The following is a 418-nucleotide window of genomic DNA, read 5'->3' as shown; positions in this document are numbered from 1 at the left end:
CGCTGCGGGTTGTGTTGCAGGCTCAAAAGCTGCCCGATCTGCGGCAGCGAAAAGCCCACTTCCCGCGCATGGCGGATAAAGCGCAGCCGGACAAGGTCGGCCTGTCCGTAGCGGCGGTAGCCCGCTTCGCTGCGCGCGGCCGGGGCGATTAGGCCGTGCTTTTCGTAGTCGCGGATTTGTTTGGCGGAAAGGCCGCTCTCGGCCGCGGCCTGGCTGATGTTCATCATGATGCTTGACCTTTACTTCGGGTAAAGCTTTATAGTGGCGGCACTTAGCGGGAAAGCAAGAGCAGACCCATCATTTCAGGTTACCTGAAAGCTTTGGCTGCAACGGGCTTTAAAACCTCAGCCTCATTCCAACAGAAAGGAAACCCTATGCAAACCATCACATTAAACATCGAAGGCATGACCTGCGGCGG

At 57.4% G+C, this 418-nt stretch carries 1 protein-coding gene; it reads right to left on the bottom strand.

Annotation, left to right across the window (positions count from 1 at the left end; all coding sequences use genetic code 11):
• Positions 1–227, bottom strand: a 227-nt coding sequence (locus tag ACTHSP_RS22215) for a MerR family transcriptional regulator (RefSeq protein WP_440347035.1), incomplete at its 3' end; no start/stop codon positions are given.
• Positions 228–418: the final 191 nt, after the last annotated feature.

Source organism: Neisseria sp. P0001.S005 (assembly GCF_051963715.1).
This window is presented reverse-complemented; position numbering and strand designations above follow the sequence as displayed.